The sequence below is a fragment of the Ruegeria sp. CE6 genome (assembly GCF_056537485.1).
This window is the reverse complement of sequence record NZ_JBQFRR010000003.1, coordinates 147,447-168,092: the sequence shown is the minus strand read 5'-3', so window position 1 is coordinate 168,092 and position 20,646 is coordinate 147,447. Positions and strand designations below refer to the sequence as shown.

Here is a 20,646-nt window from a genome sequence, read left to right as displayed (position 1 = left end):
AGCCCGGTCGCTCAAGCCAGCAAAGCGACATCCGAAATCAACTGAATTGGAAGATGGGCAACAAGCCGCTCAGGTCACAAGCAGCCGCAAGCCCTGGGTCACATCCGAACGCACTGCTAGTCGCAATCCAGGCTCATCCCCGGCCTTGAGCGCTGCGATGATCAGACGATGGTAGTGCGGTGGCTCGGTCCTCCGCAACCGACCGTATAGGGCACGCATCGTGGGACCCAGCTGCAGCCAGACAGTTTCGGCCATGGCAAGCATCGCAGGGGCCTGTGCGCGTAGATACAGCGTGCGGTGAAATTCCAGATTTGCACGGATATATCCCACCGCATCGCGTTTCGTGACCATCTCGGCCACTGCCATGTTGATGCTTTGCAACCGGTCAATCAGCGCCATATGCGCGCGCGGCAGGGCCCGGCTGGCCAGTTCAACCTCAAGCAGCGCGCGCAGCGCCGCCAGCTCTTCGATCCGATCGCGCGTGAGTTCCGGCGTTGATACCCGACCGGAGGTGGACAGGAACAAAGCACCTTCTGCCGCCAGACGCCGCACCGCCTCGCGCGCCGGAGTCATCGACACACCGAATTCCTTGCCAATCCCGCGCAGTGTCAACGCCTGCCCCGGGGCAATCTCTCCATGCATGATGCGGGATCTGAGGGCGCGATAAACGCGATCATGGGTTGCCGTATGAGACTCGGCGGGGCGTGAGGTTAACATGAGTTTATGTGATCACAAATCGCGCCGAGGTCAAGCGACGGAGTCGAAGCGATATCTGTGCAGTTCAGCCCCGTTGTCTCGCAGCCAGCGGCGTGGTTCTTTGTAAGGGCCAAAAATACGCTCGACCTGCGCCCAGAACGCAGGTGAGTGGTTCATTTCGGCAAGATGCGCCACTTCATGCGCGGCCACATAATGGAGAACCTCTGTCGGGGCGAGGATCAACCGCCACGAGAACATCAACCCGCCCGCAGAACTGCACGACCCCCAGCGCGAACGCGTATCGCGCAAAGTAAGGCTACTGTACGACCGCCCCAGCATCGCCGCGTAATCATCGCACGCACCGGTCAGACGATCGCGGGCAAGCTCTTTTAGAAACCGCGCTAGTCGCCGTGCTTCAGCACCGGGCGGAACCCCGATCGCATCGCCACTCAGCAAGACCCTCCGCCCCGATGCAGGAACGATTCGCCGCGCCGTACCCTCGATCGGAATGAACTGCCCTACGCCAACTGCTTCAATGCTGGGTCGATCCTGCAGGTGCCCGCGGATCCAACCCTCTTTCTGTTGTGCAAAATCCAGCGCTTCGGCTTCAGCCACCCCTGTCGGGTAGGTCAGCGTAACCCGTCCATCCAATTGGGAAATTCGCAAACTGATCCGCCGTGCGCGCGCCGATTTGCGCAGTGTCAGTGGCACCGGAGGCGTTCCGGGCAATGCGTGTCGCCCCATGGGTGGGCCTCCTTTGCGCAAAGGCTTTGACAGTGCCTGCCGCATGTGGCAGGTGACCTGAATCATTGATGAGATTCACCTGATATCAAGGGGATTTGATATGCCCAAGGAAGAATGGGGCGTAAAGCGTGTCTGCCCGACAACCGGCAAACGTTTTTACGACCTGAACAAGGACCCGATCGTCAGCCCCTATACCGGCGAGGTCGTGGAGCTGGATACCGGAAAAAGCCGGATGATCGCCGCGGATGCTGAAGATGCCGCATCGGTCAAGGCGCGCGAAGCGTCGTCGGACGAAGACATCGTTTTGGATGATGACGATAATGTCGATGTCGAATTGGACGACGATCTGCTAGACGACGATGACGACAGCGACAACGTTTCACTAGACGATATAAAGGACATGTCGTCAGAAGACGAAAACTGATGGATCCCGAGGCGGCCCCGCCGCCTCGACCCGGTCCGCGAAGTCGGTCTGAATTTTTTGCCGATTCCGATTTTAGGACTTGCACTCATCGACGGCGTCTCATAAACGTCCGTCCACCGTTACGACGGTACCTTTATGGGGCCTTAGCTCAGTTGGGAGAGCGCTTGCATGGCATGCAAGAGGTCAGGGGTTCGACTCCCCTAGGCTCCACCAAAACCTAACAATACAACTGGATAGCAAGCATTAGAGCGGTGTGACACACAGGCGTGACACAAAATGAAGCTGCATGCGTATCTCTCACTGTCCAGACACGGCATCTATTACTTCCGTTGGCCACTGCCCGACACAAGACCAAAACCCCACACTAGACCATGCACCACACGTAGGACCCTTCGGGTGTCTTTACGTACTCGACGCCCTAAAGAGGCTGGTACTCTGGCACGGCGTCTTGCAGTGTGCGGCGACACAATAACAAAGCACATAGAAGCATCGGGCATGAACCACGGCGAACTGCGCACACAGGTGTATAAGTACTTTGCGGTAGTACTAGATAAGGCAAAGACGCGTAAGTACAAGGGTCGCAAACCTACGGCAAAGGCAAAGTCGGTTGATGTGATTGCTCTTGCAAGTGAAGGGATCGGCGCTACGGAAATCTCGCGTAGGCTGGGTATAGGTCGGGCGTCCGTGTATCGGATACTTAGTGCTCGACAATAGCTTTTCTTCGAGATGTATAAAGGCTCTTGTTTGGTGCGCATTGCTCAAAACAATCTATCTTCTTTGCACTTAGGGTGCACCAGATTTGTCATAATCTAACAACCTTTTGGCGCCCGCTAACAAGCGGTCGCACTTCAAAAAACCCAAGTAACAAAATGTCCATTCAAATTCTGAGCCTGGTGCACAGCAGTGCAGCGTTAGATCAACTTCAACAAAGGAATGGTTTGAATTGTTATGCTAAAATTCCTGTTGAAATCCGCTTTTTGGGCACTTGAAGCAAGTTACAATACACCTGAAAGAAAAGGCGCCAGAGGTGAACGTCGGGTGCATTCAGCACTCACATCAGTATTGAACGAAAAAGACTATCAGGTCTTGTCCGATTTAACGCTTCCCGTAGCCGGTGGCACTACTCAGATCGACCATCTCCTGATCTCTCGCTATGGCATCTTTGTTGTTGAGACAAAGAACATGTCCGGTTGGATTTTTGGCAGTTCCGACCAACGTAGTTGGACCCAAGTGCTAAAAGGCGGCAAGCGCCGCAGTTTTCAAAATCCGCTTCGGCAGAACTATGCCCACGTGAAGGCCGTCCAAGTCATCTTGGGTATTGAGGAAAGTCTTTTACACAACTTTGTGGTGTTTACGGGCTCGGCCCGACCAAAAACGGCGATGCCAGAAAGCGTCGCTTGGGGACTGCAAGACCTCGGAAGGCTAATTGCAGTCGAGAAGAAGATTGCACTCTCGGACGTACAAGTGACCGCGTACGTAGCGAAACTACGCAACATAGCATTGGAAAACAGCAGGGAGACGAAGAAAGAACACCTGAAAAACCTGGAGAGGATGGCTGCTTCCAAAGTAAAAAGCTCGACAGACAGGCCTAGCGGGCGAATAGGCCGAACATCTTGCCCGAGATGCGGCGCTAATATGGTCAAACGCACTAACAGGAAATCGGGTAGTGCTTTCTTTGGGTGCGTGGAATTTCCCAAGTGCCGGGGAACACGAAAGGCTACTTAGAAGGTTGGAGAAAATGCTGTCCGTTTTTCGGTTCAGCTTAAGCCCTCCCTCAATTGAGCAAATACGGCACGCATTCGCTGAGATGCACAAAAGCGGCACTGATCTACCGGAAAACAGGTAATCTACGCGCGGTGCAGCTTTTGCTTGGCCACACCAAGGTTGACAGCACAGTTCGATATCTTGGCGTTGAATTGGAAGACGCGCTGAATATCGCAGAAAAGATCGACGTTTGAAGATTGAGCGAGCAGCAAGAGTCGTCCGCATTTCGTGATTGGCAATTGTCGCATAAGTGATGACTTTCCACCGGACTTTCGAGCCGAGACGAGCGTCACCATCGTCGTCGATTGAGTTGAATCTCCCGCAAGGATCATCGGGCTCAGGTCAGTAACTGGGGCATCATCGCTCACTCCCATGTGAGTGCTTGGGGAAGTAAGCAGTCACTCATGTAAAGTGAGGCGAACGTCCCCTTCGAGCCCGAAGCGGACGTATTTTTGCGCCTCTAAGAAGTTATTTTGGAACAAAGGGACAAACTATCTAAGTTACAAAACAGAGTTGATCGAAATTGAAGCCTGAAATCGATTATAGGCTTCCTCGATACACAGGGTTCGCGCAGTCACAAACGAAGCCGCCCACAAAGTGGACGGCCTTGAAGTATCGACACCGATCAGTTCGTCAGAGAAGCATTGCACTCACGCGCCGCTTCAATTGCCTTCTTGGTGCCAGCAAGGCTTAATTCGAAGGCAAAAATAGACTGTGGCATTACAATCATGGTTTCGCGCTCCATCACGTCTGTGACGAAGTCGGGATTGTTGGCAATGAGATAACCGCCTTTGTACCCGTCCGCCAAATTAGGTGGCGCCGCTGTTGTATCGCCATAGTATAATTTGTTGTCCATGAGCAGCTAGACTTTATCATCCTCAAATTCGATGTCTGCCTTTGTAAAAACACCCATGTAGCCAAAATCTTTGTCTGGGGTCAGACCCATTTGAACAACGTTGGTATTTTCATCCACCCGTTCGATCAGGCAAGTATTTCGGCTCTAATCCACAAACACATTCCAGCCGGATTCCTCGCCATAGTTTACGAACTCTGCGTTGTCTTTTGGCAGAATATTTTTGTCCTTAGCATGTCCTACGGTTGCTCCGCATGCAAGAACGGCAGCGGCAACAAGGGTCTTAGTTGTCGTTTTCATAGGAACAATCCCATTATAATATTGCAGAATGAAGATGTGAGGGAAAACCGAAAACGCGAATCTTCAAACTAAAATGAATGGCTGCGTCCTTTCGAATGGTTTGAAAAGCAGGTGGTAATGAGGCCAACACGTGCGCCATCGACCAAACCAGAAGTAGAAGGTCCAGTCGGTCGCTCTGCAAAATGGAAACTCATTATATCCCCATCCCCCCCAAAAAAAACCCGCATCGTTCGGAGGGAAACCAGGTTAACAACGCGGGCGGTAGTTTTGGGGTGTTGGTGTTACGGTACTGATTGAAAGATGGATCAAAGTTCCCCGCGTCACCTCTATCTGGGATGATGGGCAACGCGGGGATTTAGTCTGACCATGGGACTGGCCAGACTAAGTCGAATGTGCGGTTGGCCGCTGTTAGTCAACCAAGTTGGCATGAGCGCAAATTCTGTTCGCTACAGTCAAAGTTCGTCACCCGCCATCTGCACAGCGCCGCCACGTTTTCTGAAGCGGACGTGTAAGCTGGAATAAACAAGAATTTCTCATGCACGCGAGAGCAAACTTTTTGGCGCGCGTAAAATTACTTGATTTGTTGTATTTTAGATTCAAGTATTCGAATGCGTGGCGAATTTGTATTACCTCTGTTGCTCGCGCATTCGCCAGACTTGTCTGGTTGCCTCCTGGAGACGCAAGTGAGTGGTGTCGCCAGGAGGCCGTTATTCTCGGTTTAATGGGTCTAATGGAAAAGGCTCCCAATTCTACGTGCACGGCAAGTCTATGACCCCTTTGCGGAAATTTCTGTTTCAGTCGCAGATCTGTGGTTCCGCGAATTTGAGAGGTTCTCTATATCTACGGCGACCCAAAAAATCCGTGGGGTTCGTCACAAGGAAATATTCAAACATAAACATAAGTCTGGATTTGTTGCATCTGTGTGTGCTCTCTTCGACCGTTAAAGAAGTAAGGGACAGACAGATGAGACGAGCACTGAGAACGTTGAAGATTTGGTCATTCATTTGGTTCACGGCATTAGCGAGTGCTTTTCCTGCCGGCGCGCAAGAGACTGAGGCCGACCAAGAGGCTGTGGAAGTCGAGAATGACGATCTAAAAAATGCAGTCGTTGATGAGATGATTGCGGCTGACGATCTCGAGATCCTACTTGTTCCCCTAACCGCGGAAGAGCTTTCCCAAGTCGCTGGTACTTGGCAGAGTTATGTGCGCTCTCGGCTCGAAGAAGTCGCGCAAGTAAACTTGCAACTTCGGTCGGCGAGCGGAGCTCGGGAAGACAACTTGCGCTCTCAGTTGTCCTCTTTGAACGACTCTGGATCAGAAACTCTCAACAACTATCGTCTGGTGCTCGAAGCATGGGCCCTGAAAGGCGCGAAGGCGGAAGATCTAGAACCACATTCTGACTATATTCTCGCGTTGAAAACGGGAGCCCTAAAAACTACCGACCTTCAAACGCTTTTTCAGAACGCTTGGGCCTGGTTGTTCTCGTGGGATGGTGGCGTAGGCCTGCTGATGGCCGGTCTGGGTGTTTTGTTGGCAGTTTGGGCCATGATGTTCATTGCTCGGATGGTGCGCCGGGTCACTGAACGGGGTCTGAACAAAATTCCAACTATCTCCAGAATGCTGAAACGCTTCATTGCCACCGCCGTATACTGGGCCGTTTTCGTCCTTGGTATACTCGTCGTTTTAGCTTTGTTCGGAGTTAACGTCACACCGCTTTTTGCCGTGCTCGGTGGTTTGTCGTTCATCCTAGGTTTCGCATTGCAGGAAACGCTGGGAAACCTCGCAAGCGGTCTGATGATCATGGTCCTCAAGCCATTCGACACTGGCGACTATATCCAAGTGGGCGGTTCATCTGGGTTTGTGGATGAGATGTCGGTGGTTTCAACCAAGATCAGAACATTCGACAACCAGATTATTATAGTTCCGAACAGCAAGATTTGGGGGGATGTCATTACCAATGTAAGTGCATCCGAAGAACGTCGGGTCGATCTGGTCTTTGGCATCGCCTATTCGGACAACGCTGCCCAAGCAATTGAAGTGCTCAAAGACTTGGTTGCGCATCACCAGCTTTGTCTGAAGGCACCAGAACCAGAAATTTTCGTGGGTGAGTTGGGAGACAACTCCGTCAACATCTTCTGCCGTCCATGGTCCAAGTCTGATGACTATTGGACCGTTTATTGGGACCTGACCGGTCAAGCAAAAGAGCGGTTTGATAAAGAAGGCATATCTATACCGTTCCCGCAACGCGATGTGCATATTATTCCCGCAGAAGGAGCAAAATCATGAGGGCTCTTACGCTATGGTTACTGCCTCTTCTATTTTCCTGCACTGTAGCGCTTGCTCAGTCTGAAGAAATCCTCGCACCGGCTGAAGAGAGAGAGGATCCCGAGTTTATTGCGCCGGTCATAGTGGATGGCGAAGAATTGTTCGTGGTTCGCGGTTCAAGTGCGCTGCCCGCAACCGAACGAGCGAGAAAAATTGAGGAGCGGATCGCTCAAGTCGCCGATGCATCTGCGAAAGCTTCAGTTCAGCTTGAGATATCGGACGCCGAATTTGGGAAAATGATACGCGTTGACGGGCAGATGGTTACGATAACCACCCAAGCTGATGCAGAGCACGAACAAATGGCTATTGAAGTTCTAGCTGGGCTTCAATCCGAAGCGATTGAGGCTGCAATCCTTCAATACCGAGATGCTCGGTCCAATGAGGGCAGAGTAGATAGTGCGATGGCTGCCTTTGCTTGGACAGCAGTCTTTGCCCTCACTTCTTATGCGTTTTTTGCGAAACGGCGAATGTTATTAGACTACTTTAGAAACATCTTGGAAAAGAGAGCTGAAGGTGTTGAGGAAGCCACGAAATCGCTCTTGAGAAGCAGGGCAATCGCGTCGATTATCGTCTATTCAATACACATATTGATGTGGGTCCTGTTTCTGTTCTTTTTCTACTACTACCTTTCATTGGTGCTGCTCTCCTTTGCCGAGACCCAGGGCATTGCCCAGATCCTCTTGAAGTATGTCAGCGAGCCGCTCGTAACCGTCGTTTTGGCAATTGTTGAATATATCCCCAACTTGATCATGCTCGCAATCATCGCAGCTGTGACACGGTTGGGAATTCGAGGCCTCGATCTTTTTTTCGACAACGTCGAGAGCGGCGCTTTCCAACTGAAAGATTTTGAAGATCATTGGATTGCACCAACAAAAATGCTGTGCAGGGCTTTGCTGATTGTTATCGCGCTGGTGTTTGCATACCCTTATATTCCCGGATCTGACTCTCGAGCCTTCCAAGGCCTGACTATCCTTGCCGGTATCATGGTATCGTTAGGGTCGAACACGGTCGTCTCGAATATGATGGCCGGTCTGTTTGTCATCTATAGACGCAGTACCAATGTCGGTGATCGAATTCAGGTTGGCGACAAGATTGGGGATGTAACCGAGATCAAACTGATGGAAACACTCATTAAGTCGATAAAGAACGAGATGATTAGCATTCCAAATGCACAGCTGCTCAACTCCGAAGTCGTAAACTATTCGCGCAAAGTGGATGGTCGAGGGCTGTTGGTTCACACGACAGTAGGGATCGGATACGAGGAGCCACCAAAGAAAATCAAAGCGATGCTGATAGAGGCAGCTCATCGTACTCAAGGGTTAAGAAAGAACCCTGAACCTTTTGTGCTTTGGACGCAGCTGGCTGACTACGCAATCAATTATGAGATCAACGCATACACTTCGCGCGGATCGAGCTTGCCTAAGATTTTGTCCGATTTGCGCGAAAACATTGTCGATGTGTTTAATGAAAACGGAACACAGATAATGACACCGTCGTACATTGCGGACCCGCCGGAACCCAAAGTTTCGTCAGAGGAATGGGACGGCAAGCTTGCTCATCACGCTGAATAAACTGCATTCAGCTATAGGTTATCAGTGTCAGTGCTTAAGCTTCGTATTGTATAAATATGTCATTGAGTAGCCATGTCTCCGCAGTCCACAGAGCCGACCATTAGGGACTTGAAACGCTCGTTCAGGAATGGCAACTCAAAAGGAATCAGCCTCACGTGGGAAATGCCATATGAAAAACCTTTTTCTAACGTGCTGCTTTGGAGCTATTTCTCTAGGATTTGCAGCATTACCTTCAGCCGCGCAGCCTCGGCTAGGTTGGGCGTATCAGGTTGATGGGCTTGCTGCGTTTCAAGGGGACGCGGATTTGAGTGACGGCGGTGAATTCTCTGCAAGCCGAGCATTTCTACGTGCTACCGCACTTTACAATCTGGAAGGAGGAAACTCCATTGGGCTTTCAACCAGCTTCGGCAAGCTGGACTATAGCTTCAGTCAATCGAACAATCAGCCATGGGAGAACATCCGTGACTTGCGCGTTGCTGTTCCCATGCGATTTCGTGCGAGCGATACAGCAACAGTTTTTGTGTCACCGCAGATCAGGTGGGATTATCAAAGTGGAGCTTCCTCATCTGATGGCAGGACCTACGGTGTTTTTGCGGGTATTGCTTGGCAACTTAACGAGCGTCTGACGATAGGACCGGCCTTTGGCGCGTTCTCTCAATTTGACGATGGTGGTACAGATTTTTTTCCGGCCCTGCTGATCGATTGGGACCTAAATGATCGCTGGAACTTGAACACTGGCTCAGGGATTGGTGCGACACAAGGCCCCGGGTTGACCCTGAGCTATACGTTGACTGAGACCATAGATCTTTCCTTAACCGCACGATCGGAGAGAATTCGATTCAGGTTAGATGGGGAAGGTCTCGCGCAGGACGGGGTGGGCGAAGACAAGAGTATCCCCGTCGTACTTTCCGTTGGATACAACCCAAATCCTGGAGTTTCATTGAGCGTATTTGCAGGCGCAGAATTTGACGGCCGCCTGACGCTAGATGATGCGAATGGAGCGGAAATTAGTCGTCAGACCTATGAAACAGCGCCATTGGTTGGGCTGGCGTTTAGGGTCAGGTTCTGATCACAGCCTTGAGCCGGTTTGCCAATTGTGCGCGGAGTTATTATTGCGTCTGAGTTCGAACGTCCGCTTTGTCCGCAAAGAGGTCTGTTAGCTGGAACGCAGCGAAGGTCTGCACCGAGCCCACTTTGACCGATGCTGCGCGATGCCCCAATTACAGCAATGCGCAGAAACCAGACTTTGCAAAGTCCGGCGTGCGGCCCATAACAGAAAGTGAATCCCGCTTCGAACAACGACGGCTTTGAAACATACCAATTTGCAAGGAGAAGTAGTCTCAAACCTCACTCTGCCACAAGCGCAACAATAGCTTCTTGAGGCTGGGAATGCTGGTTGTTTGCCTCAAGCGGTTGGTCAAGCTTTCCACGATGCACCAGGGCGAACATTGGCGGAGTGAAATAAAACGATACGACAGTCGACAACAGTACGCCCCCAGCGATTGCAACGGCGAATGGCGGCCAAAATGCTCCTCCAGCTATGATCAGGGGTAGGAAACCACCAAAGGTTGTGACCGTTGTCGAGATGATATGCCGACTTGAACCAGTCACAACACGCGCCATCGCCACCCGGTCGCCTTGGCTTGCGTCAACGTCTTGTTGCAACCCGGTTAAAATTATTATCGCCGCGTTGATCGAAACCCCGATCGAGCCGATGACACCGATAATCGCCGTTATTCCGAACGGGAATTGCATAACGGCCAGCGACAGCATTGAAAGGCCTGCAGACAACACGCACACGACCAATGTCACGAGCGTCAGCCGGAACGAGTTAAAGGTGAGAACGATGGTCGCAATGGAGAGTGTGACAATCAATCCAACAGAGGCAAGCAGATTGCCCACGGTGTTGGATCGGGCATCACTGTCGCCACCTAAGGACATCGAATAGCCTTGCGGTAACACAAACCCGGACGCATTAAGCGCTTCTAGTACGTCTTGCAACGCCTCTTCGGGTAAAACACCGGGGACGATAAACGCTTGGATAGTGTTTTCGCGCACGCCATCCGTTCGGGTTATGACGCTTTCCGCTGGTTCGATCACCGGCCTGGCTAGTTCCCACAACGGCACAGCAGGGAAAACACTTGTGGCGGATACGGCGGCAGCATTGGGCAGCAGGATGGGCATACTGACAATGGCGCTTAGGTCTGATCGCACCTCGTCACCCAGTCGAACACGCACCGGCAACTGTTCGGTCCCTTCGATCAGTGATCCACCGGTAATGCCAACAAGCGCCGTGTCCAGCTGACCAGCTATATCCGCCACATCCAGTCCCAGCAGACGCGCGTTGACCTCATCAATCTCGAACCGGATTTGAGGGTTGCCGCCGTTCACGCTGGCGCGCGCCTGGGTTACTAGATCGAGATTGGCCATGACTGAACGCACCTCGTCGCCCAGATCACGCAAAACCGTGATGTCCTGCCCCTGAATTTTGACTTCAACCGGTGCGGCGACCGGAGGGCCCTGAACAAGACTGCGAACGATGATCTGCGCATCAGGAAAGTCAGTATCCAGACGACTCTGCAAAGTTCCAACAAGGCGGGCGGCGTCGTCTGCCGTGCCGGTCGTGATCATAGCTTGTGCAAACCCAGGCTCTCGTGAGCGGTTTCCAACGATGTTGTAGTAGAATGCCGGGCCGGACTCTCCGACGGTCCAGTAGACACTTTTGACGCCGTCGTCAGCCAGCAGCATTTCATCGATTTGGCGGGCGGTTGCTTCGGTGGTGGCAATTGACGTTCCACCCGGCATGTCGACTTCGATATAGAATTGGTTGCGGTCGACGCCCGGGAAGAATTGCGCGGTCAGCGTTGGAAAGGCCGCAAAGCCAAGCACCGGCAAGATCAATGCCAACGCGATAGATCGCACCGGATTGGTGACTGACAATCGAATTGAGGCCTCGAACATACGGGCAAGTGGCGGGATGCTGATACCGCGGCTCAGCATTCCTGCGTCTGGGCGATCGGACAGTAGCCAGCCCGCAATCGCTGGAGTCACAGTCAAGGCCACAACCAGGGACCAAACAAGCATCAGCACCACGGCGATAGCGATAGCACCGACAAAGTCGCCGGCGGGTCCCGGCAGCAAGATCATCGGCGTGAAGGCAAGCGCTGTAGTAACGGTCGACGCCAGCAAAGGCGCGGCCAACCGGCGAACAGCATCTCGCACGGCTGAAAGTCGCTCCATCCCATCCTGCAGACGACGTCGAATTTCATCGGTCATCACGATGGCTGCGTCAACAAGCAGGCCGAGGGCAACGATCAGACCCGTCACGGACATCTGGTGAATGGGCAAACCGATCATGTTCATCGTCGCCAGGGTCGCCAATGAGACAACCGGCAAAACCAAAGCCACGATCGCGGCTGCCCGAACACCTAACGTAACAAACAAAACTGCCACAACCAGAGCCACGCCAATGGCCATGTTGACCCCAACCTCTGACAAACGATCCGTCGTGTACTGGCTTTGATCAAACAGCAGTATTTCCTGCATGCCCAAAGGTACCGCTGCGGCGCCGGCCTCAAGCTCATCCCGTAGAAAGCCTGTCCAGCGGTCGATCTGCACACCGTCCTGCGCCAGAATTCCGACCAAAACGGAGGGCATCCCGTTGGCAAAAGCGATTGAGGACTGCGGTTCGCGTGCGCCCCGGTCTACGCTGGCAATATCGCCGAGCTGCACCACTGCACCGTCCGCGTTTTCACGCAGGACGATGCTCCGAATGCGATCCAGACTCTCAATTTCTCCGCTGACGCCAATGGTTAGGTCGACATCGGATTGCAGCCGCCCAGACTGAACCTTCCCATCTGCTTCGGCGATCCGCTGGGAAATCTCGGCAGCGCCAAGCCCAAGCGCAGCGGCCTTGTCCATATCGACACTTACGAGCACCTCTTCCTCTGGCTGACCGAAATAGTCGACGGCTCGTGTCGCAGGTATCGCGCGCAATCTGTCACCCAATGCTTCGGCATGACGAGACAGCAAAGTTATCGGGAAGTCGGGGTCCTCGGCCGCAACTGCAATGACAGCGGAATAGGCAGCAATACCCTCGGCATCGAATTCCGGTGGCAATACTCCTGCCGGGAAGTTCTGGCGCGCATCTTCCACGGCGTCCCGAGCCTCGGCCCAAACCTGCTCAATGGTGGCTTCGTCTAGTGTTTCCAGCAATTCAACAGAAACGACAGACACGCCCGAGCGGGAGACAGAACTGATCTCATCCACCTCGGCGATCTTTCGCAGTTCTTCTTCGATTTCTGCGGTAACCAGTGCTTCAACCCGTTCGGGGTCTGCGCCAGGAAACTGCGTGGTTATGGTTGCGAAGAGGTTGGTGATCGTGGGGTCTTCCTGTCGCCCAAGCGATAGGAACGAAGACAGCCCTGCAGACACAAGCACCAAAATGATGAGGGCAACCAGCCGGGGATGGCGAAAGGTAAGGGTTTCCATCAGATCGCTCCGTTACTCGCCAGTGTCGAAGGCGACGCGCTGACCAACGCTCACCCGCTGCGGACCCTGATCGATCAGGACGGTGCCTTCCGGAAACGCGCCACGCACAAAGACGCGGTCGTCTTCGGCATGCAGCACTTCGACCGTCGCCAGGCGCACAGTCTTTTGCGCGTCGGCAACCAGCAGTGTCCATTGCCCGCGCGTTCCTTCCTTCAGCGATGTTGTGGGCACCCAGGTTCCCGCACTTTGGACAGGATCGAGTACATGCACACGTGCGGTTTGTCCGAAAGCAACGTCGGGAGCGTTTTTCAGATCGAACAGCGCAGTGCGGGTTCGGGTCACCGGGTCAATATCGGGCCGCAAGGTTGCAAGCTCAGCCCGGTAGCTTTTAGCTGATATTTCGATCTCAACATCAGTCAGAAGCGCCGGATCAACATCGAGAGGAACACCGATCCGAACCTGCGGCGACACGACCTCGACCATTCCTAGAACCAGCTCGCCCGAGCGCAGAGTTTCGCCGCCGTCCACGTGTCGCGCGGTTATTTGACCGGCAAATGGGGCCTCGATGCTGGATTTCTCAATCCGAACGGTAACATCGCGCAAGGCCGCATCCAACTCGCCAATTCTGGATAACAATTCATCTTGCTGAGAAACGGCTTCGTCCAAACGGGCTTGACTGGTAAAGCCTTGTTCAATGAGTTTCGCGTTTCGCTCGACCGTCTTTCTTGCAAATGCAAGCTGGGCTGCAATGGCATCGCGTGATGATGTCAGACGGTCGCGTTCGACCTCCAGCAGTGCAATGTCCAGTGTCGCAAGAAGTTGACCTTTGGCAACCTTGTCACCCTCATCCACCAGAATTTGATCGAGCGTCCCGTTCAGCTCGAAAGAGATATCTGCCGAACGCTGAGGTTCGACCTGCCCGATGAACACACGGTCGACCGTGTAAGCGCTCTCGGACGTTATCGGCGTCACGGACACCGGTGTCACAGCGGCGGCATCCGGTGCGGGCACCGCCTCCGCTCTACGGGTGAGCTCGGATGCGCCAAAGTGAACGGCGGCCGCTGCAACGGCTATAAAACTGACGGTCACTCCCAAACGCACAGTGCCGCGTAACACACGTGCAAATAGGCTCGGTTTGGTCGCTTCAGTAGATGAATTAGCAGGATTCGGCATTTGGGGACCTCATCAAGTTAGCGTCTCTAACATATGTTAGAAGTTCTTACTTTGACAAGAGAAACGTGATCTGGCACATGTTGGATCATGAGCAGCTTCGAAAAAAATCTTTCGACTAGCAGACAAACGGCTGGTCTTTCCGTCAGCAAGAAAGCCTATCATCACGGTGATCTCCGCGCTGCACTGATCGAAGCAACCCGACAGTTGGTAGAAGAAAAAGGTCCGGACAGTTTTTCCGTATCCGAGGCGTGCAGACGCGCGGGCGTATCGACTGCGGCACCTTACAAGCACTTCAAAGACAAGACAGAAATGCTGGTCGCCACTGTCCTTGAGGGAATGGATCGGCACCGAGACAAAATGCTTACTGCGCTGGAAGGCGTTCCTGAAGGATCTCCCGAGCGCATTACTGCCATAGGGATGGAGTATATTGCCTTTGCGTTAAATGAGCCCGGGATCTTCAGACTGAAATTTGGCGGCTTCACAGACCGCATCGCGGATCCCCGGCTGGAGGAAGGCGGCCAGCAAAGTTTCGGGATTCTTTTGACTGAAGTAGCAAAATGTCTCGGTGAACCGGGAATCACAGACGAAGTTCGCCGCCGTGGTTTTTTGTTGTGGAGTTTCGTGCACGGGCTGTCCTTCATTTTGCATGACAAAGGGCTTGCAGAGAAAGGTGAAGAATTCGATCTTCATACCCTTCTTGAGGACGTTTCGGAAAGAATGCTGAGTTGAGCGTTCTCACACTAAAACGAATTCAACCAAGCACTCATAGCAGACGATCTAAGCCGCTGTCACGCCTGCGCCTAAACGATTGCTCAGGTTCACATAGAAGACATTTTTTGGAAAGCGCCGCTAATGTCGGCTATCCAGAATCGCAAGGTCTCGTCGTGAATGTCGGCTTCGGGTTGAGCCAGTATTACAAGTTAGGGTGTACGGCAGAAGCTTTGTTCCAAAGCCTCCGTTTCGCAACCCGGAGTTATGCACGCGCGTTCGTTAGCTGGGAACGTCCGCAGGCGCCAGGATCGTCATTCCCACTCGACCTGCCACAGCCATGATCGCCGGAATGTCTGGTGGTCCATCTGGTGCCGGAATATCAGTCGTGCCGTCAGGCATTGCTTCACCGGCTTCGGTAAAAAAAGTGTCATGCATCGCGCCGGGGGCGTTAATGCAAAGTAGCCGGCCAGGCCGCTCTCCGGTGCATGTAAAGGCGTGCACTGCGCCGTCCGGAACCTTAACGAAGTCACCACATTTGACGTTGACTGTCTCGCCATTCAATAAGAACTCGAATTCTCCATCGAGCACATAAAAGCTCTCATCTTCGCCAGCGTGATGATTAGGCGGCGCACCGGCACCAGGCGCCGTCTTTATCTCAATGATAGTACAACGATCTCCGGTCTCACTGGGAAAGGCGTGAAAGGTCAGCAGGTTCCCAAGAAGATGATAAATTCGCGGGCGAGGTTCTGTCATTGCTGCGACTCCCTTTACTTGAATAACACTGCACTTATGATACACATATCTACTTATGAGACAAGTGTATCACAAAGGGATTGAGATTGGCGCCTCGTACAAATCAAATCAACCGGACGCGAGAAGCACTTCTTTCGGCAGCACGTGACCTGATGTCGGAAGGCAAGGAAGTCACGCTGGCAAAAGTCGCTGAACGCGCCAAAACCAGCCGTGCGACGGTCTATCGCTACTTTTCTGACCCAAGTGTCTTGGCTTTGGACGCGACGCTCGATCTTGAAGTTACTCCAACGTCAGAACTTCTCGAGGGGCTGAATAACGTCAGGAGCCGTGTACATGTCGTTGCGCGTTACTATCTGGATTTTTCTCGGGTTCATGAGGCGCACTTCAGGCAGTTTCTGGCTGAATCACTCAAGGCATCACTTGAGGAAGGAACGGTTAAAATGCGTGGCGCTAGAAGAGTGACGGCTTTCTCTGAAGCACTAGCGCCAATTCATTCATTGATGGAGCCGAAGGACGTTGACGACCTAGCGAAGCGGTTGTCCATGACGACGGGAATGGAACAACTTATCATTCTTGAAGACATTCTGCGTGTAGACGAAGCAACTGGTTACCAACTTCAGGAAGGGTTGGTCGACGCTCTGTTGGATCGGTACTTGCCAAAAAACTGAGGATGGCCGAATTACAGAAATGCGCAGAAAGCAGACTTTGCAAACCTCAACGAACGATCATAGCGAACGTTTGCCGAGACCTTTTGGAGCAGCAGTTATGAGGAACCGGCTGGACAGGCTATTGATCATAACTTGCTGTTTTGTCGAAATCTCGCGCCAGTTGAAGGTCGCTGTGATTGCAAAGTCAGGCGATGGTCACTGTCCTGAATTGGTTTTCGCGATACTGCAAAGCAGATCGACATGTTTGTCCAACCATTCTTCGTTCAGCGCCTCGTGACGAATGAGCTTGCGGAAATAAGGTGCAGCGACTGCCAGTTCTATGAATTGGTCAACCGGAACGTCGGCGGCGATCTCACCCCGATCTATTGCGGCTGAAAGCACGGCTTCAACACTTGCAAACCTGTCTTTCATGAATTCAGTGATCACCAAGCGCGCTTCTGCATCGGTGGACGCAGCAGCGACAACTTGAGGCGCAATTTGGCCCCATGGTGTGTCGTTCAAGGCTCCCATCAGTACTCCGAGTAACCAGCGCAGGTCAGATCGCAGCGGGCCATCTGTTTTGGGTGGTATGTTAGGCGGTGTTGCGATGCGCCTGAATGCTGCATCACGCAGACCGCGCGCATCTGGCCAGTGCCTGTAAAGTGTGCTGCGCGAAATGCCCGTTGCCTTTGAAACCGCGCCATGAGTTACGTGCAGCACGCCCTCATCCATCAGTATCCTTTGCGCCGCATCAAGTGCGGCCTGTCGTGTGGCGATCAGCCTGGGATCTTCTTTCAATCGCCCCTCCTATAGAACATATTGTTGCGCTGTAGAACATTTTGCCCTAAAAGTATGGTCAGCCAATACCTAAATCGCAAAACTCAATTCCACAAACACGTCTTGTCAAAATGGGAGCGTATCAATGTTCAAAGTGGCAGCAACCCCGCTGGCGGTACTCTTATCGATGGGCGCGACAACCGCTTTGTCCGAGAGTGGCACCTACGAGCTGGATCCTGGACACAGCCAGGTATTGTTCAGCTACGACCACATCGGGTTCTCAGAAACATTTGGAATGTTCTCAGGTTTTAGCGGTGAGATAAAGTTCAACGAAGATGATCCGTCTGCATCATCTGTCACAGTGTCTATGCCTGTAAAATCTATGATCACGGGCTGGGATGCCCGTTTGCAACACTTCATGTCCGATGATTTTTTTGGCGCGACTGACGGTGACGTGGTCACATTCGCCTCAACCAGCATCGAAGTCACCGGGGACAATTCCGCGAATATTTCTGGCGACCTGACCATGAATGGCATCACCAAACCTATTGTTATGGAAACAACGCTTAACAAGTCAGCGCCATACCCTTTTGGCGAAAAGGAGGGCAGACCGACCTTGGGGCTGGCAGCAACGGCGACTATCGTGCGGTCTGAATTCGGACTTGGGGCCTTTGCACCAGCCGTGAGCGACGAAATAGATCTCTTGATCAATATCGAGGCGTTAAAAGCTGAATGATGCGTGCAGGGGCACCGAAACCGCGCTGAGCACTCAATCTTTACTTTTGACGGGCTGACAACAAAATGAATGTGCACCTGAGAACATTGGCGGTTGCTATGACGGTAGTGGCATTGATGTGCTCGATGGCGTCCGCGCAAGAGCGCTCCTTGCCGGAGCGCACCTCGCACCGTCCTGAAACGACAAGCGGCGTACCGCATACTCAGATTGGTGTCAAAATTGATGCCGAATTGGCCCAGCTATTGCTGGAGCGAGTTGCTCAATTCCCGGGGGTTACACCTGGCCCCACACGCATATCACTACCTGGCGCAATTGGTTTTCAGCTTGATCCCGACATGTTGTTGTCTCAACCGAGCTCTATCGTCGGTGGGTTTGAATTTGCGCATATGCATCCTGATGGCAGCTTGCACGCTTCGCTGCATCCGGCAATGGCGCGGCGGGCAATTGAGGCTGGCTGGGCCGTAGCTCACCCTTGGGCCAAGCAACGTCCTGGGTGGAGCGGCTTTGTCTTGATATATACACCAACCACACCAGAAGAGTTGGATGTCGTCATCGATCTGGTAGAAAGCTCGTACACCTTCATCACCGGCAACACATTGGGCTAAGCTCGAATTGTGCGAAAGTGTGCGGGGACACCTGTTTCCTGTCAGAGAGCAGTTTCAGCCACCTTGTTTCTCACAGTCATTTTTTTCTTAAATTGTCGCCGTGGCGAAGCGCTCGATACCTTCAAGCCATTCACACTAATGGTAGCTGCCGTCCGCTTGTTAGATTTTGCAAAGCTCAGAGTCGAAGTTCCGCTTCGGGCTGCCATCGGTCACAGATGAAGAGAGCAACGGGCTGACACTTTCAGAATGGATATTGCAAAGTGAACCTTTGTTAGTAACGCGAAACGCGCTAACTACTCCACCTCAATTCTAGGTTTCGCCAGCCAATTAGACATTTTGCTCGGCTGTGTGTTTCAACGCAAGTTTTGGAACTTGCCGGCTTAGCAAAATACCCAGGCACAAGTTTTAGCCACAAAAATCTATTCGTCTGTTAATTTTGGTTCAGAGGAATTGGTTTAGCTAAAAGGATCACATCGACTGATGAAGCGGAAAATTGCTGCGATCCTAAGCCTCGATGTCGTCGAATATACCAAGCGCATGTCAGAGGATGCTGAGACCACGCTGAACACTCTACAACGCATTTTGGACGATGTGATCAGACCGTTGGTCCATGAAAACAATGGACGAATATTCAAGCTGATGGGAGATGGTGCTTTGGTTGAGTTTGCTGCAGCCACTGACGCAATTAATGCTGCCAGCCAGATTTTCAATCAGATGAGAGATGAAGACGTAACACTTCGAGGAGGTCTCCACGTTGGCGACGTAATGCCAAATGGCGCAGACTTGTTCGGAGAGGCCGTGAATGTTGCGTCGCGCCTTCAATCCAGCGCGCATATTGGAAGTTGTCTCGTCAGCAAGACAGCTGCTGAAGTTGCAGGAACTTCGCTGGCGGATGCTTTGCGACCAGAAAGCTCGATACGGTTGAAGGGAATTCCAAATCCAGTGGAAGCCTACTCTATTGATTTAGATGGTGACAAAAGACACGCAAAGAACAAGCTGCTGGCTAACTCTCAAGACGTCCGCTTTGCAAAATCAAAAGACGGTACAACGCTTGCCTGGACATCCACTGGAAGCGGTAGAAAGTTACTGGTCACACCAAACTGGCTCAGGCATCTGGAATACGATTGGACGATGAACACCATTGCCGGGTGGTTGCCGCTGCTTTCTGAAAATCACTGCCTTTATCGGTTTGATGGTAGAAACAATGGCTTGTCCCAGCGGGGCGTGCAGGATGTGTCTTTGAATCGAATCGTCGAAGATGTTGAGGCCGTACTGGACGCAGTCGGGATCGAAAAAATGCCATTGTTTGGCATATCTTTTGGGGCAACCATTGCGGCGGCTTTTGCCGCACATAATCCTGACCGTGTTTCGGGGTTGGTTCTACTCGGTGGATTTGCACAAGGACTCGCGGTGCGTTCACAGCCCGGAATTGCCGCGCTTGGGCAAGCAATGATGGATATGAGTCTTGAAGGTTGGAACGATGAATACCCTTCTGCAAGAGACTTGATGGCCCAATCATTTGCTCCAACCGCAAGTCCGCATGACCAGCGCACTTATGCAGAATTTATGAAAGTGGCAATGGACCATCAGGATTGGCTCAAGATTGGACCACTGGTCGCAGGGGTCGACGTAACCGATCTACTTCCGCGGATCACCTGTCCGGCTCTTGTCATGCACGCTAATCGAGACAGGATGCACAGTGTTGAACAAGGTAGGATATTCGCCTCCGGCATCGAGAATGCGCGCTTTATTGGCCTTGAGACAGCAAACAACACGATGCCAGAGTATGATCCTGCCTGGCCTAAAGCCCTAGTGGAAATTGAGCGTTTCTTGAGTTCAATTTGAGCAGTGTACGTTGTTCTTTGCCAAGCCTTTATTGTTCGAAGGTAGGAAGATGCCGTGCGCCCTTTGATTTTCGATACTGGAATTTGAAAACTCTAAGCTTCTCGTCATCGACCGCTTTGTCCTGATCTCGGAAACTGCAAAGTCTTGTCACGAATGTCCGGTTTGAGCTGAGACCGGTCCTCAACAACCATTGAGCCTATGGCAACTTTGTCCGCACAGCAGACACTGATC

The 20,646-nt window shown here is 52.5% G+C and carries 19 protein-coding genes, 1 tRNA gene and 1 pseudogene; 13 read left to right on the top strand and 8 right to left on the bottom strand.

Going from position 1 to position 20,646, the window contains the following annotated elements; translation table 11 throughout:
• Positions 1-69: 69 nt before the first annotated feature.
• Both ACR0DK_RS14740 and ACR0DK_RS14735 read right to left on the bottom strand, forming a co-directional pair.
• On the bottom strand, positions 70-717 hold the full coding sequence (locus ACR0DK_RS14740) for a GntR family transcriptional regulator (RefSeq protein ID WP_170395556.1): 648 nt from the start codon (positions 715-717) through the stop codon (positions 70-72).
• Between the two features lie 30 nt (positions 718-747).
• Positions 748-1,440 carry a M48 family metallopeptidase gene (locus ACR0DK_RS14735; RefSeq protein WP_255612001.1) on the bottom strand — a complete coding sequence of 231 codons (693 nt, stop codon included), beginning with the start codon at positions 1,438-1,440 and terminating at the stop codon, positions 748-750.
• A gap of 100 nt (positions 1,441-1,540) precedes the next feature.
• On the opposite strand from ACR0DK_RS14735, the gene ACR0DK_RS14730 reads away from it, so the two are divergent.
• The 5 genes and pseudogenes from ACR0DK_RS14730 to ACR0DK_RS14710 all read left to right on the top strand — a co-directional run.
• Complete coding sequence (locus ACR0DK_RS14730; RefSeq protein WP_170395552.1) at positions 1,541-1,864, top strand: TIGR02300 family protein; 324 nt, start codon at positions 1,541-1,543, stop codon at positions 1,862-1,864.
• Between the two features lie 137 nt (positions 1,865-2,001).
• Positions 2,002-2,077: transfer RNA gene (locus ACR0DK_RS14725), tRNA-Ala, on the top strand.
• A gap of 63 nt (positions 2,078-2,140) precedes the next feature.
• The gene (locus ACR0DK_RS14720; protein WP_370644341.1) at positions 2,141-2,578 is read left to right on the top strand and encodes a helix-turn-helix domain-containing protein; all 438 of its coding nucleotides are present in this window, start codon (positions 2,141-2,143) and stop codon (positions 2,576-2,578) included.
• Between the two features lie 234 nt (positions 2,579-2,812).
• Positions 2,813-3,589: a nuclease-related domain-containing protein gene (locus ACR0DK_RS14715; protein ID WP_223117493.1), complete on the top strand. Its 777-nt coding sequence runs from the start codon at positions 2,813-2,815 to the stop codon at positions 3,587-3,589.
• Positions 3,590-3,645: 56 nt separating this feature from the next.
• Positions 3,646-3,822 (top strand): annotated as a pseudogene (locus ACR0DK_RS14710) (integrase); the annotation flags it as partial.
• Positions 3,823-4,253: 431 nt separating this feature from the next.
• On the opposite strand, the gene ACR0DK_RS14705 reads toward ACR0DK_RS14710, so the two are convergent.
• A complete protein-coding gene (locus tag ACR0DK_RS14705; RefSeq protein ID WP_223117491.1) occupies positions 4,254-4,484 on the bottom strand; it encodes a hypothetical protein in 231 nt (76 codons plus the stop codon).
• A gap of 144 nt (positions 4,485-4,628) precedes the next feature.
• Positions 4,629-4,781, bottom strand: coding sequence for a hypothetical protein (locus tag ACR0DK_RS14700; RefSeq protein ID WP_223117490.1), 153 nt, complete (start codon positions 4,779-4,781; stop codon positions 4,629-4,631).
• Between the two features lie 963 nt (positions 4,782-5,744).
• Here ACR0DK_RS14700 and ACR0DK_RS14695 point away from each other — a divergent pair.
• The 3 genes from ACR0DK_RS14695 to ACR0DK_RS14685 all read left to right on the top strand — a co-directional run bounded on the left by ACR0DK_RS14695 (position 5,745) and on the right by ACR0DK_RS14685 (position 9,746).
• Complete coding sequence (locus ACR0DK_RS14695) at positions 5,745-7,067, top strand: mechanosensitive ion channel family protein (RefSeq protein ID WP_170567857.1); 1,323 nt, start codon at positions 5,745-5,747, stop codon at positions 7,065-7,067.
• Positions 7,064-8,677, top strand: coding sequence for a mechanosensitive ion channel family protein (locus ACR0DK_RS14690; protein WP_223117489.1), 1,614 nt, complete (start codon positions 7,064-7,066; stop codon positions 8,675-8,677). The genes ACR0DK_RS14695 and ACR0DK_RS14690 overlap by 4 nt, the downstream gene beginning before the upstream one ends.
• Positions 8,678-8,846: 169 nt before the next feature.
• Complete coding sequence (locus ACR0DK_RS14685; protein WP_480736804.1) at positions 8,847-9,746, top strand: hypothetical protein; 900 nt, start codon at positions 8,847-8,849, stop codon at positions 9,744-9,746.
• Positions 9,747-10,024: 278 nt separating this feature from the next.
• Here the strand turns inward: ACR0DK_RS14685 and ACR0DK_RS14680 are convergent, their stop codons facing one another.
• Positions 10,025-13,168, bottom strand: coding sequence for an efflux RND transporter permease subunit (locus ACR0DK_RS14680; protein ID WP_480736802.1), 3,144 nt, complete (start codon positions 13,166-13,168; stop codon positions 10,025-10,027).
• A gap of 12 nt (positions 13,169-13,180) precedes the next feature.
• Positions 13,181-14,257 (bottom strand): efflux RND transporter periplasmic adaptor subunit, encoded by a 1,077-nt coding sequence (locus ACR0DK_RS14675; protein WP_170465870.1) that lies wholly within the window; start codon positions 14,255-14,257, stop codon positions 13,181-13,183.
• Between the two features lie 171 nt (positions 14,258-14,428).
• On the opposite strand from ACR0DK_RS14675, the gene ACR0DK_RS14670 reads away from it, so the two are divergent.
• Positions 14,429-15,070, top strand: a complete 642-nt coding sequence (locus ACR0DK_RS14670) for a TetR/AcrR family transcriptional regulator (RefSeq protein ID WP_480736800.1) — start codon at positions 14,429-14,431, stop codon at positions 15,068-15,070.
• 261 nt (positions 15,071-15,331) lie between these two features.
• Here ACR0DK_RS14670 and ACR0DK_RS14665 read toward each other — a convergent pair whose 3' ends face one another.
• Positions 15,332-15,805 (bottom strand): cupin domain-containing protein, encoded by a 474-nt coding sequence (locus tag ACR0DK_RS14665; protein WP_480736798.1) that lies wholly within the window; start codon positions 15,803-15,805, stop codon positions 15,332-15,334.
• A gap of 80 nt (positions 15,806-15,885) precedes the next feature.
• Between ACR0DK_RS14665 and ACR0DK_RS14660 the strand changes: the two genes are divergently transcribed.
• A complete protein-coding gene (locus tag ACR0DK_RS14660; RefSeq protein WP_480736795.1) occupies positions 15,886-16,473 on the top strand; it encodes a TetR/AcrR family transcriptional regulator in 588 nt (195 codons plus the stop codon).
• A gap of 195 nt (positions 16,474-16,668) precedes the next feature.
• Here ACR0DK_RS14660 and ACR0DK_RS14655 read toward each other — a convergent pair whose 3' ends face one another.
• Entirely contained in the window at positions 16,669-17,250 is a 582-nt protein-coding gene (locus ACR0DK_RS14655) for a TetR/AcrR family transcriptional regulator (RefSeq protein ID WP_170408611.1), read from the bottom strand.
• Between the two features lie 124 nt (positions 17,251-17,374).
• Between ACR0DK_RS14655 and ACR0DK_RS14650 the strand changes: the two genes are divergently transcribed.
• The 3 genes from ACR0DK_RS14650 to ACR0DK_RS14640 all read left to right on the top strand — a co-directional run bounded on the left by ACR0DK_RS14650 (position 17,375) and on the right by ACR0DK_RS14640 (position 20,415).
• Positions 17,375-17,965: a YceI family protein gene (locus ACR0DK_RS14650; protein WP_480437128.1), complete on the top strand. Its 591-nt coding sequence runs from the start codon at positions 17,375-17,377 to the stop codon at positions 17,963-17,965.
• Between the two features lie 98 nt (positions 17,966-18,063).
• Positions 18,064-18,570 carry a luciferase domain-containing protein gene (locus tag ACR0DK_RS14645; protein WP_480736789.1) on the top strand — a complete coding sequence of 169 codons (507 nt, stop codon included), beginning with the start codon at positions 18,064-18,066 and terminating at the stop codon, positions 18,568-18,570.
• A 480-nt stretch (positions 18,571-19,050) separates the two neighbouring features.
• Positions 19,051-20,415 (top strand): alpha/beta fold hydrolase, encoded by a 1,365-nt coding sequence (locus tag ACR0DK_RS14640; protein ID WP_480736786.1) that lies wholly within the window; start codon positions 19,051-19,053, stop codon positions 20,413-20,415.
• The last annotated feature ends 231 nt before the right edge of the window (positions 20,416-20,646 follow it).